Source organism: Bremerella cremea, assembly GCF_039541315.1.
Classification (GTDB): domain Bacteria; phylum Planctomycetota; class Planctomycetia; order Pirellulales; family Pirellulaceae; genus Bremerella; species Bremerella cremea.
The window spans coordinates 2,604,549-2,618,609 of sequence record NZ_BAABFZ010000003.1; the positions used below are offsets into that span (position 1 = coordinate 2,604,549).

At 56.2% G+C, this 14,061-nt stretch carries 15 protein-coding genes; 7 read left to right on the plus strand and 8 right to left on the minus strand.

The genetic code is table 11. The annotated features are described in order from the left end of the window. Positions 1–15 precede the first annotated feature (15 nt). Complete coding sequence (locus ABD890_RS12895; RefSeq protein WP_345089802.1) at positions 16–648, minus strand: response regulator; 633 nt, start codon at positions 646–648, stop codon at positions 16–18. A 495-nt stretch (positions 649–1,143) separates the two neighbouring features. Between ABD890_RS12895 and ABD890_RS12900 the strand changes: the two genes are divergently transcribed. The 7 genes from ABD890_RS12900 (at position 1,144) to ABD890_RS12930 (ending at position 9,408) form a co-directional block, all read left to right on the plus strand. Continuing rightward, complete coding sequence (locus ABD890_RS12900) at positions 1,144–2,529, plus strand: sigma-54-dependent transcriptional regulator (RefSeq protein ID WP_345089805.1); 1,386 nt, start codon at positions 1,144–1,146, stop codon at positions 2,527–2,529. 232 nt (positions 2,530–2,761) lie between these two features. Then, a complete protein-coding gene (locus ABD890_RS12905; protein ID WP_345089809.1) occupies positions 2,762–3,712 on the plus strand; it encodes a DUF1559 family PulG-like putative transporter in 951 nt (316 codons plus the stop codon). A gap of 23 nt (positions 3,713–3,735) precedes the next feature. Continuing rightward, positions 3,736–4,182, plus strand: a complete 447-nt coding sequence (locus tag ABD890_RS12910) for a hypothetical protein (RefSeq protein WP_345089812.1) — start codon at positions 3,736–3,738, stop codon at positions 4,180–4,182. A 307-nt stretch (positions 4,183–4,489) separates the two neighbouring features. Next, a complete protein-coding gene (gene sucC, locus ABD890_RS12915; RefSeq protein WP_345089814.1) occupies positions 4,490–5,674 on the plus strand; it encodes an ADP-forming succinate--CoA ligase subunit beta in 1,185 nt (394 codons plus the stop codon). Positions 5,675–5,901: 227 nt separating this feature from the next. Further along, positions 5,902–6,780 (plus strand): succinate--CoA ligase subunit alpha, encoded by an 879-nt coding sequence (gene sucD / locus ABD890_RS12920; protein ID WP_345089817.1) that lies wholly within the window; start codon positions 5,902–5,904, stop codon positions 6,778–6,780. Positions 6,781–7,269: 489 nt separating this feature from the next. Then, a complete protein-coding gene (gene ptsP / locus ABD890_RS12925; RefSeq protein ID WP_345089820.1) occupies positions 7,270–9,039 on the plus strand; it encodes a phosphoenolpyruvate--protein phosphotransferase in 1,770 nt (589 codons plus the stop codon). Between the two features lie 156 nt (positions 9,040–9,195). Beyond that, positions 9,196–9,408, plus strand: a complete 213-nt coding sequence (locus ABD890_RS12930) for a hypothetical protein (RefSeq protein ID WP_345089823.1) — start codon at positions 9,196–9,198, stop codon at positions 9,406–9,408. Between the two features lie 95 nt (positions 9,409–9,503). On the opposite strand, the gene ABD890_RS12935 is transcribed toward ABD890_RS12930, so the two are convergent. From ABD890_RS12935 to ABD890_RS12965, 7 genes are all read right to left on the minus strand, one after another. Continuing rightward, positions 9,504–10,106 (minus strand): hypothetical protein, encoded by a 603-nt coding sequence (locus ABD890_RS12935; protein WP_345089826.1) that lies wholly within the window; start codon positions 10,104–10,106, stop codon positions 9,504–9,506. Positions 10,107–10,239: 133 nt separating this feature from the next. Continuing rightward, positions 10,240–10,869 (minus strand): hypothetical protein, encoded by a 630-nt coding sequence (locus ABD890_RS12940; RefSeq protein WP_345089829.1) that lies wholly within the window; start codon positions 10,867–10,869, stop codon positions 10,240–10,242. A gap of 247 nt (positions 10,870–11,116) precedes the next feature. Beyond that, positions 11,117–11,431, minus strand: coding sequence for a hypothetical protein (locus ABD890_RS12945; protein ID WP_345089832.1), 315 nt, complete (start codon positions 11,429–11,431; stop codon positions 11,117–11,119). Positions 11,432–11,458: 27 nt separating this feature from the next. Next, positions 11,459–11,896: a universal stress protein gene (locus ABD890_RS12950; RefSeq protein WP_345089836.1), complete on the minus strand. Its 438-nt coding sequence runs from the start codon at positions 11,894–11,896 to the stop codon at positions 11,459–11,461. 92 nt (positions 11,897–11,988) lie between these two features. Next, the gene (locus ABD890_RS12955) at positions 11,989–12,429 is read right to left on the minus strand and encodes a hemerythrin domain-containing protein (protein ID WP_345089838.1); all 441 of its coding nucleotides are present in this window, start codon (positions 12,427–12,429) and stop codon (positions 11,989–11,991) included. 47 nt (positions 12,430–12,476) lie between these two features. Continuing rightward, positions 12,477–12,911 (minus strand): universal stress protein, encoded by a 435-nt coding sequence (locus tag ABD890_RS12960; protein ID WP_345089841.1) that lies wholly within the window; start codon positions 12,909–12,911, stop codon positions 12,477–12,479. A gap of 339 nt (positions 12,912–13,250) precedes the next feature. Next, positions 13,251–14,009, minus strand: coding sequence for a VIT1/CCC1 transporter family protein (locus tag ABD890_RS12965; RefSeq protein WP_345089844.1), 759 nt, complete (start codon positions 14,007–14,009; stop codon positions 13,251–13,253). Positions 14,010–14,061 lie beyond the last annotated feature (52 nt).

A 14,061-nucleotide genomic window follows, 5' to 3' on the forward strand; every position in this document is an offset into this window, starting at 1 on the left:
GATTCTGAAGCGGGCCTAGACCAAGCCTTGACGGACAGCCCAGACAGCGGCCTGGGTGCGGTCAGTGACGTCGATCTTGCGAAGGATGTTCTGCACGTGTTCCTTGACCGTTTCGATGCTGATGCTCAGCGAACGACCAATTTCACGATTGCTGAGACCCAGAGCCAGGTGACGCAGAACCTGCATTTCCCGATTAGTAAGCGGGAATTCGCTGTTCTTGGCGTCGTGGCGTTTGGCCATGGTGCCCTTCACGCGGGACATGATGCCCCCTTCAGGCTGCTTGCCGCCGGTGGCTGCATTCTGGATTGCTTCGACGATCAGTTCCCGGGGCGAACCCTTCAGAACGTAATCGACCGCACCCAGGGCAACGCCGCGAGCAACATAGGTCGGGTTGTCATAGGTGCTGAGCATGACGACCGGGGTACCCGGGGCGTCCGACTGCAGCTTTTCGAGCGCTGCCAAGCCGTCCATTTCCGGCATGCGGATATCCATCAGGACGACGTCAGGCTTGTGCTGGAGTGTTTTTTCGACGGCTTCATTTCCGTCGACAGCTTCGCCAACCACTTGGATATCGGTGCCGCGGAACAGGCTTGCTAGACCGCTGCGCACGACTTCGTGGTCGTCGACAACCAACACGTTAATGGACATAGAGACCTCTCAAATCAATCAGGCATGGATGTTGTCAGTGGTCATTCAGGTGCAGTATCCCCCACCCAATCATGAGTACGGCGTACTTTTTAGGAAACGCCGAAAATCTCACTAACTGCCTATCCTTGATGACCTTGCGTCAATAGGTGCCGCTTTAAAGCCATATTAACCCCCTGAGGGACCATTTCCAGTGTGGTAACCCACCAAGGTCCCCGTTTTTGCGATGTTCCGCACCCGCTACTGGTAGTATTTTCCGGGGTTTGGGCCTTCTTTAGGGGGAATTCTGCTGCCCAACCGAAGTTGCGGGTTCCCGTGATTCGGCTGGGTGGGCTCGCGTGAGGGTGTGGACAAAACACCACATTGCGTTGACTTGGGTAAATACGTGACCTAGATAAACCTGTAGATGCGGACAATTAGCCACATCGACGATGCCGTGGGTGGACCGCCCGCGCAAATTGAGAGAACTGTCGCCAAGAATCCCTGGATATCCCAGCCATGAACCAAGCCCAACTGCTACTAATCGACGACGACCGCCACGTACTGGAATCGATGGGAAGTTGGCTGCGAGAAATCGGTTACAACGTCGATCAGGCCGCGAACCTGAATCAGGCCTACGCCCTGCTCGATAGCCGCTCGTACGATCTGGTGTTGGCCGATGTTCGCCTGGGAGATGAAGATGGCTTCGATGTATTGCGTCGCTGCCGTATGAGTCATCCTGGCACCACCGTGATCATGGTCACCGGTTACGCCACGGTCGAGACTGGAATCGAAGCGCTCCGAGCAGGCGCCTTTGATCTGTTGACCAAGCCATTGATCGACGAAGAGCTGGAGATGGCCATAGAACGAGCCCTCTCGCAGCGCAAGGTTATGCAGGAGAATCAGCAATTAAAGCAGCAGCTCGATCTGCGATTCGGCCTGGAAAATATTATTGGCCATGACCATCGCATGTTGCGCATTTTCGACATGGTGGACAGTGTTGCCGACACACGTGCGACCGTTTTGATCACCGGTGAAAGTGGTACTGGTAAGTCACTTCTGGCTCGTGCCATTCATCGTCGCAGCAATCGCCGCGACCAACCCTTTATTGAAGTCGCTTGCGGTGCCCTGCCTGAAAACCTGCTGGAAAGCGAACTATTCGGTCACGTTGCTGGCTCGTTCACCGGTGCCACGGGCAACAAAGCTGGCAAGTTCAAAGCAGCCGATCGCGGCACGATCTTCCTCGACGAAATTGGTACCGCGCCGCTGAGCATGCAAGTCAAACTGCTTCGCGTGCTGCAAGAGCTGCAGTTCGAGCCGGTCGGTGGAACCGAGACCGAAACGGTCGATACCCGTGTGGTGCTTGCCACCAACGAAGACCTGGCCCAGCTGGTCGATCGCGGCGATTTCCGCCAGGACCTGTACTACCGCGTGAATGTGATCAACCTGGAACTGCCTCCGCTGCGTGAACGTATCTCGGACATTCCACGTTTGGCCGATCACTTTTTGGCCGAAGTTTGTCAGGACACTGGTCGTCGCGTGCATGGCTTCTCGACCGAAGCAGTCGCCGCCCTGCAGCGTTATCGCTGGCCTGGCAATGTGCGAGAGCTGCAGAACGTGATCGAACGTGCGGTCCTGCTCAGCAAGAACGATGAGATCACCCCAGACGATCTTCCGACATCGATTGCGTCCGGAGCCCCGGTTTCGGTCAGCCATCGTACCGGCACGACGTTGAAAGAAGCCCTGGAAGGTCCGGAACGTCAGATTATCCGCGAAGTCCTGGAGTCGAATGGTTGGAATCGCAATGAAACCGCCGATCAGCTCGGGATCAATCGCACCACGCTCTATAAAAAGATGAAGCGTCTGGGGCTGGAAGAACTGGCCGGGCAACGAGGCCTCGTTTAAACCAGACGCCCGCCCATAGCCGTGTTGCCAAGAATTTTTGGCGATTTAGGTAAATGGGTTTACGGCTAGACCCCTCATAGGTATGCTGAACCGAAAGGCTGGACGATCATTGTCCAGCTTTTTTTGTGCGCGGCAGTCCCTCCTGATTCACCCATCCCCCATCTCGACCCGAGAAGGTCAGCGCTTGCGCCAGCCCGCCTAGGGAACTGGGCACGCGGCAGGAACAGATTCTATGTCTATCGCTCGCTCGCCACGTGGTTTCACATTGGTGGAACTGTTAGTGGTCATTGCCATCATTGGGGTTTTGATCGCGCTTCTTTTGCCCGCCGTCCAGCAAGCACGCGAAGCGGCCCGTCGCCTGCAGTGTCGTAACAACATCAAGCAGTTGGGCCTGGCGCTGCACAACTATCACGACACGTTCCTTGTGTTTCCATCGGGCAATCTGACGACTGACACGCAGTATCCACCTCGTTCGGCGAACGATCCGGAAGGAACGATGGCGCCGTGGACCGTCTTGGTGCTTCCCTACCTGGAACAAGACAACCTGCACAATCAGTTTGATTTCGAGAGCCCTTTTACTTCGCACATTAGCCAGACGACCCCCAACGCCACGATCCAGCGAACGCCCAACAAGGCATTTCAGTGCCCCAGCTTTCCCCGCAACGGCAACGAAGAGTTGAAGAACAACTACTTCGGCGTGATGGGTGGCGTCGACGTGAACGACGCGCCACCGCGTTGGGAACAGACCGGAAGTGTGAACTATCGGGTCTTCGATAATGGAGTGTTGTTCCAAAACTCTAAGATCAGCTTCCGCGACATCACCGATGGGACGACCAATACCTTTATGATTGGCGAGTCGGTCGATCAGAAGACGGCCTACGGAAGTGGAAGCCCAACGCATCATGGCTGGGCCCAAGGTGCCCGGACGCATAACGGCAACAACGGTTATCTGAACAACGTCGCCGCCACCGAGAACCCCATCAACCGCGCGGCCGACTTACTGGCAGCCGGCTGGCACGATCACGCGGTGTGGCAATCGACCTTTGGCAGTCAGCACCCAGGCGGCGCGCAGTTTCTGTATGCCGATGGCTCGGTGCCGTGGGTGAGTGAAACGATGAACCTTCCGATCTATCAGCAGTGTGGCGTCCGCAATGACGGAGCTCCCCTGGGCGGCTTGAATTAGTAAACGATCGAAAGGAATTCCTCGTGGCTACGAAACGATTGGGGACTGCCATGGTCCTGCTGTTGATTGCCGCAGCCGCCTCTTTGCCGGGCTGTGGTTCGCACGATGCATTCTCGCGCGTCATCGTCGAAGGAAGCGTGCAGTACAACGGACAACCGGTTCCTAAAGGAGCCATCTGGTTCGTGCCGCAGGCCTCGATGGGGATCGAAGCTCCGACCGGCTTTGCCTTGATCCGGGACGGAAAGTACCAGACCGAGCGTCTGAAGGCACCCATTGCCGGCAGCTATTCGATCAAGATCACCGGTTTCGATACGGTGCCTCCGACCGCAGCGGAACAAGCCGAGTGGGGCGATCGCGAGTTCCCAGGGCATCCCCTCTTTCCTGAATACGTGGTCACCGAAACGATCTCGGCGGAGACGACCACGCTCGACTTCGAGGTGCCAGTCAGCAAGAAGTCGAAACGACGCTAGTCCGCCACGACCGACCTATCACCAAGAGGCCGTACACTCGATTGGGGCATGAGGTCGGCACGATTTGCAAACCGCTTAACGAAACGCGAACCAAGTCAGAACGTTCGCGTTTTAGGCGATCTTTGGCTCGATTGGCAAATATCGCGAAGTGCATGCACTTCACCCCGTTTTTCCGAGTGAAATTAGGGTGTCTTCATGCACAAGTGTGACGATTTGGCAATCCCCCTCTGGTTGACCCTCATTTTCTATGAGGCGTATAATCCGGCTTTTCCCGCTCGACGTATGCCATTCCTGTTGGAAGAAGTCGATGAAGATTCATGAGTTCCAAGCGAAGGAAATCCTTCGCCAAGCCGGGGTCAACGTGCCCCGCAGTATCGTTGCCAAGACCCCCGAAGAAGCGAGCGCCGCTTACACGGAATTGGGTGGCAGCATTGCCGTCGTCAAAGCACAAATCCACGCTGGTGGTCGCGGTAAAGGAACCGTGAAAGACAACGCCGATCAGCGCGGTGTCCAATTGGTGAAATCGGCGGACGAAGCCGCTGCGGTTGCCAAGGGATTGCTGGGCAAGGAACTGGTCACCATCCAGACCGGTCCGGAAGGCAAGCAAGTCAACCAGGTGCTGGTCGAAGAAGGCTGCGACATCAAACGCGAACTGTACCTCGGTATCGTTCTCGATCGTGCCGCCAAGCTGCCAGTTCTGATGATGTCGAGCGAAGGTGGTACGGAGATCGAAGAGGTCGCCGCTCACACGCCTGAGAAGATCTTCAAAGAACACTTCAATCCGGCTCTGGGCCCACAAAGCTTCCAGATCCGCAAGCTGTGCAAGAAGCTGGGCATCGATGGCCCGGCCGCTCGCAGTGCCGAGAAGTTCATCAAGGGTCTGTGCAAGGTCTATGTCGACACGGACTGTGCCTTGGCCGAAATCAACCCACTGGTCATCACCGGCGACGGTGGCATGATCGCTCTCGACTGTAAGATGACCTTCGACGAGAACGCCATGTTCCGTCACAAGGATCTGGCCGAGCTGCGTGACCTGTCGGAAGAAGAACCAGCCGAAGTGCGTGCCGGCAACACCGGTCTCAGCTACGTCAAGCTCGACGGCAACATCGGCTGCCTGGTCAACGGTGCTGGTCTGGCCATGAGCACGATGGACATCATCAAGCTGCACGGCGGCGAACCAGCCAACTTCCTGGACGTCGGTGGCGGTGCCAACGTCGACCAGGTGACCGAAGCCTTCAGCATTCTGCTGGACGACAAGAACGTGAAGGCCGTGCTGGTCAACATCTTCGGCGGCATCATGCGATGCACGACGATCGCCGGCGCTTTGCTGGAAGCTTACAAGAAGCTCGACTTCAACGTGCCCCTGGTGGTTCGTCTGGAAGGAACCGAAGTCGAAGAAGGTCGTAAGATGCTGGCCGACTCGGGCATCGACATCATCATTGGTGATGGTCTGACCGACGCCGCCAAGAAGGTTGTCGCTACGGTGGCCTAAGCGGGCCGCTGTTGTTGCGACCGCAATCCATGGCTCTTTGTCCGATATCGGCCAGAGCCATAGGTAACGGATCAAGATTTCAAACTCGCAGGGGCCCAAGACCCAAACACTTTGCCCCTGCCCTAACCTTCGCTCTTTTTACCGGCGAGGGTCAGAGAAGAGAGAACGTCACTGACTTCGCTCTCTTCCTTACTGAACATGGAAATCCGAACACTGAAAATAAAACCATGAGTATCCTCGTCAACAAAGACACCAAAGTCATTTGTCAGGGCATCACCGGCAAGGTCGGCGAGTTCCACACCAAGGGTTGCAAGGAATACGGCACCAAGATGGTCGGCGGTGTTACGCCGGGCAAAGCTGGTCAAACCGTCGAAGGCCTGCCGGTGTTCGACACGGTCGAGGAAGCGGTCAAAGAAACGGGTGCCAACGCCACGATGATCTTCGTGCCGCCACCGTTCACGGCCGATGCCATTCTGGAAGCGGTCGATGCCGGCATCGAAGTGATCTGTGCGATCACCGAAGGTGTGCCAGTTCTCGACATGGTTCCTGTCTACGAAACCGTGAAGAAGAGCAAGTCGGTCCTGATCGGTCCTAACTGCCCTGGCGTGATCACGCCGGAAGAATGCAAGATCGGCATCATGCCGGGCTACATTCACAAGAAGGGTCCTGTCGGCGTGATGAGCCGTAGCGGTACGTTGACCTACGAAGCTGTCTGGCAGCTCACCAACCTCGGCCTCGGCCAGTCGACCTGTGTCGGTCTGGGTGGTGACCCGATCGTGGGTACGTCGTTCATCGATCTGCTGGCCATGTTCCAGGCCGACGACGCAACCGAAGCGATCATGATGATGGGCGAAATCGGTGGTACCGCCGAAGAAGAAGCTGCTGCGTTCATCAAAGAAAACGTGACCAAGCCAGTCGCTGCCTTCATCGCGGGTCGTACGGCCCCTCCTGGCAAGCGAATGGGTCACGCCGGTGCGATCATCAGTGGTGGCAAGGGAACCGCGGACGAAAAGTTTGCCGCCCTCCGAGCCGCTGGTGTCGAAATCGCCGAAAGCCCAGCCGACATGGGCACCGCACTGAAGCGTGCGATCGAGAACCACAAGTAAGCGAACCTTCGCTACAAGTTCAAACGAAGAATGGTCACTGGAAACAGTGGCCATTTTTTTTGCAGTTATGGGCTGCGAATGCTCACACTCAATCTTTGGGGGTGGCTCTCCGCAATGAAACTCAGCACCCCGAAGGAAAGCCGCAGCAGCGACCGGCGCGTTTGCGTAGTACGTTTGTCGGGGCATCCGTCGCAGAGCGTTTGCCGCGGGAAAAATTCGTTCATACCGAATTAAATGCCCGCGCAATCACGCCAATTCGCATGGCCACGCCCCAATGGGATGTGACACAATGTCACACAACTCATATGAGGATGGATGCGTAATAGATAATAGGTACTCGTGCGCGTCTACGGGTTCAGTAGCGGACTGGGCTCCATTATCGACCGTTTAGCTGCGGTGAAGCCGCATCTGAAGGTCTCGACTGCTATAATGCGTAATTAGGCGGACCTTCCCTCGGGCTTTACCAATAGAGAGACCATCGTGTCGGGAATGGAAAAAGGACTAGCAGTATCCCCGGGCATCTCGATCGGGGTGGCGTACTGCATTCTTGAGATCTTCGTGAATCCCGATCGCAAGCGATTGGAGAAGCACGAAGTTCAGAAAGAGCTTGCGCGCTACGAACAAGCCCGCGAACGAACGGCGGTCGATCTTGCTGCGTTGCAGGCCAAGGTCGAAAAGCAGATCGGGAAGAACGAGGCGGCGATCTTCGCCGTCCACCAGGCAATTCTTCGCGACCCTGCGTTCACAAACAAGGTTCGTCACTGGATCGTTCAAGAACACGTCACGGCATCGGCCTCGCTGCATCGCCTGATGGAAGAGTACACCGCGATGTTCGCCAAGATGGGCGACGAATATCTTCAGGAACGGCTGAACGATATTCGCGACGTGGTCGTGCGATTAAGTGCCTACCTTTCCGACGTCCTTAACGATGCCGAAGAGTCCGGGCTGAGTGGTCCGTTGATTGTCGTCGCCGATGAACTGTTGCCATCGCAAGCGGTTGCTCTGGGCGAAGCCGACGTGCGCGGCATCGTCACCCAAGCTGGAAGCCAGACCAGTCACGCGGCGTTGATCGCGCGTAGCCGTGGTATCCCGGCGGTCAGTGGAGTTTCGGGGATCCTTCGCAAAGTGAAGACAGGCGATACGATCGTCGTCAACGGCAGCGAAGGTGTTGTCTCGATCAATCCCGAAGCGGAAGAATTAGCGGCCTATCGCAAGCTCGAGCGCGAGTTCTTCCATCTCAAAGATCAGCTCGCCGCCAATCGCCATCACCCTGCCGTAACCCGCGATGGCACGCCGCTCAAGTTGCTGGCCAACATCAACAACGTGAAAGATGTCGAAGCGGCCGAAGCGATGGGGGCTTGGGGTGTCGGTTTGTACCGCACCGAATACTTGTACCTGACGCACGACAACGTGCCGGACGAAGACGAACAGTTCGACGTCTATCGCGAGATCTTGACCAAGTCGCCCCATCATTACGTCACGATTCGCACGCTTGATATTGGCGGCGATAAGACGGTGGCCTACCTCGGGCACAATCACAATGAAGCGAACCCGTTCATGGGCTGGCGCAGCATTCGATTGTCGTTCGAGCATCCCGAGTTCTTCCTTTCGCAGTTGCGAGCCATCATGCGATGCGCGGCGGAACTGGGCGAGGATGGCGAGGGAGAAGTGAACATGCTTTTCCCGATGGTCACCAACGTCGAGGAAATGCGAAAAGCCAATCACCTGGTTCGCAAGGCCGAGAAGTCGCTCGACCAGCGCGGCGTTCCGCGTGGCAAGGTAAAGATTGGCATGATGCTCGAAGTGCCAGCCGCCGCGGTTTGCATCCATCATCTGCTGGAACTGGTCGACTTCGTTTCGATTGGATCGAACGACCTGGTGCAGTACCTGACCGCTGCCGACCGCGATAACCCGAAGGTCAGCGGATTGTGCCAGCCTCTTTCGCCCGCCGTGGTGATGACGCTGAAGCACGTGATCGAAGCTTGCAACACGGCTAACAAGCCGGTCACGCTCTGCGGCGAGATGGCAGGTCAGCCACGCGCCTTTCTGCTGCTGCTGGGCATGGGGCTGCGATCGTTCAGCATGAGCCCCGCCTTTATCCCCACCATCAAGGAGTTAGCAATTCTAACGACGGTCGAACACGCCGAAAGGGTGGTCGAGAAGGTGATGGAGATGAAGACAACCAACCAGGTGAAGCGTTTCTTACGCATGGAATTGGAAGCTATCTCACCAGACATTGCCCGTTTAGACACCGAATAGGTGGTTTTGGGTGGTTTGGTATCGTGTTTGCTGATTGGGTGGTCTAGCGTGTCTGGCGATTTCTGGGAAATTGCAGAGGACCCACCGGCATAGCGCGATTGTAAAGCTATACTTTCGCGTCCTTCGACAAGATAGCTAGAGATAGAAAGGTTTCAGATGGTTCCTTCCAACCGTAAAAGCATTATCTGCAGCATGGCTATGGTGGCCGCTTTGTGGTTTGGTTTTCAAGCAAATTCGGTCAACGGTATGAACCGTGTCGAGTACCGCACGCAAGTTCGCTCGATGCCGTTGCTCGAACGTCCAAACCGCCCCGGACATTTCTATGGCAATAATGTCCGCCGCGTTCACCACTGGCGCCATGGCCGCTAATCGCGAGCCTACCCAGACTGCTGCCTGAATCAATAAAGAGGGCTCCATGAGACAACATGGAGCCCTCTTATGCGTTCTTGGTTTCTGCTTTGGCTTTAGAACTGGCGAGGATTGCCTCGCACCCGGATCACTTCACCTGGCGAGCTCACCACCGGGGCGGTGACTGATTCGACCGTCGTTCGCGAGTACGACCACGATGGTCGCTCGGGGTGCAGCACCCGCATCGGAATTTGCGGCTGCACCGGAACGGCCGCAAAATCGGGATGACGCCCGAAGTATGGGTCGAGAAGGTCGTATCCGTACAGATCGAGGTAAGCCTGATCGAAGGCGGTCTGCACGTTCCGCCATTCTTGCATGCGTGGATTGCCCTGCTGCCAGTCCGAGGCGGAATTGATCGTGTATTCCACCACCTTATAACGCCGGATCACCGGATCAAACGCATGTTGCAGGGCGTAATAACTCCCCTGCCGTTGGGCGAGCTGCGTAAACTTCTGCGACTCGTTAGCCAGGTCTTTCAGGGCCGCATTGAGTGTTTCCATGTTGGTATCGTGCGAGGCGAGCTTCTTGACCGCATGCTCGAGCGCCAAGGCATCGGCGCTCATGTTACCCCGGCGGATAAACACATTCTGGGCGGAAAGATCGGCCGCAAGCAGCCCAACAACCACAAGGGTGGCGAGTGGTAGAGTAATGTGACGCATTCGATTTCCTTCCGGCAACATGGCCTGCGCTCAAGTTCTTCTTGCATTCTAGGAGCGATTTCAATCGAGTGCCAAGAAAAAAGAAAAGCGTGCGATAGGCGATCGCACGCTTTCCCGTCGAGTACACCCTCGACTATTTCATGGCAGCCTTCAGGATGTGTGCCCAGCCGGGAGCATTGCCTCCGACGTGAACCTGAACTTTGCCGTTCTTCACTCCGAATTGGACCCCCTGCTTAGGCTGGTAGTAGCCTGGGCCGTGACCGTGGTGGCCATGTCCGTGGCCATGACCTGGTGCGACTGGGATCACGCAGTGGTACTGGATGAAGCCGCAGTGGTTTTCGTACAGGTCGAAGTAGACTCGGTCGAACGAACGCTCGACGTCAGCCCATGCACTGAGGATATGATCGTCGCCGTGATGATGGTGGAAGCGGTGCCACAAAGTGCGAAGTTCTCGCTGCACGTGACGCATTTCGTCAGAGACTTCACGGAAGTCTGCTTTCAGGTGGCTCAAGCTGCCATAACGCTGAGCCGTTTCGCAGAAGTGATCGACTTCGCGAAGCAAAGCCTTGGCCTCGAAAGCCAGCGGACCGAACGACCTGTGATGACGTACTTCGCGATACAAGTCTTCGACGTCGTGATGCAGACGTTCGATGTCGTTCACCAGGCGGCCACGATGAACAAAGTGATCCGCCTGAGCGGTCGAAGTCATCGAAACCAAAGCCACCGACAGGACACCGCTCCAAACCAAAGTTTTCAGCAACATCTCTTTCTCCCCCAAAATTCAATTCAATTTAAAAGCTCGTTTGTGTTTCCCGTTGCCACCGTTGATTCGCTGGCAACGCTAGTACTAAAGGCAGCAGGGGTGCCAAAACGAGAGTGAATCGAGGGAATGATAGCGCAAGTGATTGTGAAACAAGAGCTTGCGGAATATTCAGAAAATGCCGCAGAGGTAAGAGATTCGTGTCAGCAGCCCATTTGTTATCACTATGACAACAGGTTGTCTCAAGATCTCAAGCCAGATCTCGCGTGACCCAGCTCAAAAGGCCCCCAACAATCGCTGCCAGGCCAAGGGGAATGCCGAATTCGCCCAGCAGGTCGGATGAAACGACCGGGCGAGAGAGTAGATGGGCGTAGCTTTGCCAAAGCGGGACCGACCGAATGCCAGTCTCGGTCTGAATATAGACCTGAAAGAAGAACAGCAGGCCGACGTATGTCACGCCGAAGCCTGCCCAGAACCAGAGCCAGCGATGGGTTCGCTGGCGTGGCGAACCCTCACTAGGAGAATCGAACGGACTAAAGCCGTCTTTATCCGCCGAGTTGTTCATGGCTCACTCGAACGTCGATCCCCTGATTTACTTGCGGGGCTTCTTCAGCACGATCACCGGGCAGTTGGCCAGGCGAACAACGCGATCGGCAACCGAACCGACCAGCACTCGCATGATCGACGAGCGACCGTGCGACGGAATCAAGATCGCGTTGGCCTTTAGTTCGTCAGCGAAGTGACAGATCTGTTCTCCAGGATCGCCGAAGGCAACCGAGATCTTCAGGGCCTGGTACTTTTCGTCGCCCAGGCTTTTGCGGATCGAGGTCGTCGCGTGATGCGTCCGGGTATTCTCGTCGACGGTGTGCCAGACCTCGCCAGGTTCGGCGGGAGAAAGCTCGCCGAGGACATGAATCAGGTGAACCCCTTCACTGCCACCCAGCATGGAAATTGCCATGTCGACGGCTCCCTTGGCATCTTCCGAGAAGTCGTAAGGAACCACAACGGGAGGTTTCGTAATCCAAGACATTGGCAATCTCCTTTGCTAACTCTCGTCAGGCAGTCTCTTATGGGGCATCGCGTCCTATGTTAGCGAACGACAACTGGGCATAACAGCCAGGGCTATTCTTCGCTCAGTTCCAGCCCGCGACGGACGAACGCTTTCTCTTCTTCCTCGTGCTCCTTCATTGCCGTGACGAACTTGTCAAACTGTTCTTTCCAGTTTTCGCTGATTTTGTCTGCCTCCAGGGTATCGATCAGCGAGTCGATTTGTTGCATCAAGTTTCGATGCGTCGTTTCCATCTTGCGAGTCGCCGGGCACATGTGCGGATGCTGGGCACAGATCTCGTCGAAGCATCCTTCTTCTTCTTCCCGGAAGTGTTTGGTCATCAACTCGTGGAGTTGTACCAGACGCAAGGAAAGTTGAGGTGTGGTCAGCCCCTTGGTTGGGCCGCGAAGGCTTCGTTGCAGATCGTGGATCGCACAATCGAGTCCTTCATGTTCAAAAGCGAAATGCAGGTAGAAGGATTTGTTTCCTCCCGTGAGATACGTATTGTCGGACATCGCACACCTCCTTCCCTTTTCAGGGACGTTCAAGATGGGGTAAGGAATCAGGTGGAGTCAGGCGGCTGCTTGAACGTCAGCACGGGACACTTGGCATGACGTACGATCGATTCCGCCGTACTTCCAATCAACATATGTAGCAGGCCCGTTCGGCCGTGTGTTCCTAGAACAATGAGGTCCACATTCTCTTCCGCTGCCAGACGGCAAATCGCGGTCGAGGGATCGCCAGTGACCAGGCGGTATTCCACCGGAACCTCGGGCGAGCTTGGTTTGATTTCGTGGAGCATGCGTTTCAGATCGTCCGGAGACGGATCGAGCATGCCGTAATACATTTCGCCGGTGCCGTAGACCGTGGGCGGTTCTTCGACGTGGGCGATGATGATCGTTCCGCCACTATCACGTGCCAGTGCGGTTGCTAGGTGCATCGCAGCATCGCCGCAGTGGGAAAAGTCGGTCGGAAAGAGAATTCGTTGAAAGTTCATGGCGCGACTCCTTCTCCATGGGTGTGTCGGTTTGAGCTTCTCTCAAACCTTCAGCTCTCTGTTATTTGTTACGAATTTCACAAGAGCGGAGTTCTCAAGAATCGATGCAAATCGCAGCGGAAATTCGTCTCTATTTAGGCTTACCTTGGGGCGAGAGAGGCGACCCGGATAACCGGAACTGGGAAGAGGCGGAGGGGGTGTCGTCGCACTGCATTCCAAGGCGAAGTGTTAACTTCTATTCTCCACCTTTCGGCCTGCAGGGGCAAACGTTTCTCGACCATTTCGCCGAAGGGCATGCGCGGGAAACGAGTGACAGCATCCTCCCCCGTCCGACTGGGGTTAGGTTTGCAGGAATCGATCCAGCAACACCCCCACTCCAAAGGCAATCGCTGCTGCCGAGCCGCCGGTGATCACCGTTTCAGAAACGGAAGAGGCGATGCCTTCCTGAACGACCTTGGCGCGGAAGATACCAATCAGCACAAACGCGACGCCGGTCAAAAGGGCGCTGGTAAGAAAGATGTGCGTCGGATCGAATCCTAAATGCGCGAATGGTAGAGGGATCAACGGAATCGATCCGGCAAGGACGAATCCGCTGAAGGTCACCAGACCCGACTTCCAGGGCGTTGGTGGTTGGAGACGTAAGCCCCACTCTTCGACCAGCATCGTATCGACCCAGCGATGTTGGTCCTGGCAGATGGTCTCGACAACTTGTTCCAGCAGTTCCCCCTCGAACCCTTTGGCAGCGAAGATCTGGCGGATCTCTTCCCGTTCGCGATCAGGTAGCTTCTGGATGTGAAGGTTCTCGAGCGAACGATACTTCTGAAGCTGCATTTGATCGCTGCGAGCTTTCAGATAATTGCTGATCGCCATGCTGAAACCATCGGCCAGCAAGTTCGCGATTCCCAGAATGATGGCGACCGTCACGCCGAAGTTGGCACCGGCCGTGCCGGCAACAATGGCGAAAGTGGTCACAGCTCCATCGACGCCCCCCAGGACGAAGTCTCCTGCGAAGCCATCCACACCCGGGCCAGCAATGCGTGCGGCAATCGCTTCGTCGGTGTGCTGCTCGGCGAGCTCTTGGAGGGTGGGTTTTATCATCGGACGGCCTGGCGGAAAGGTGTGGCTGGGCAGACCTCAGTATACGATCGAT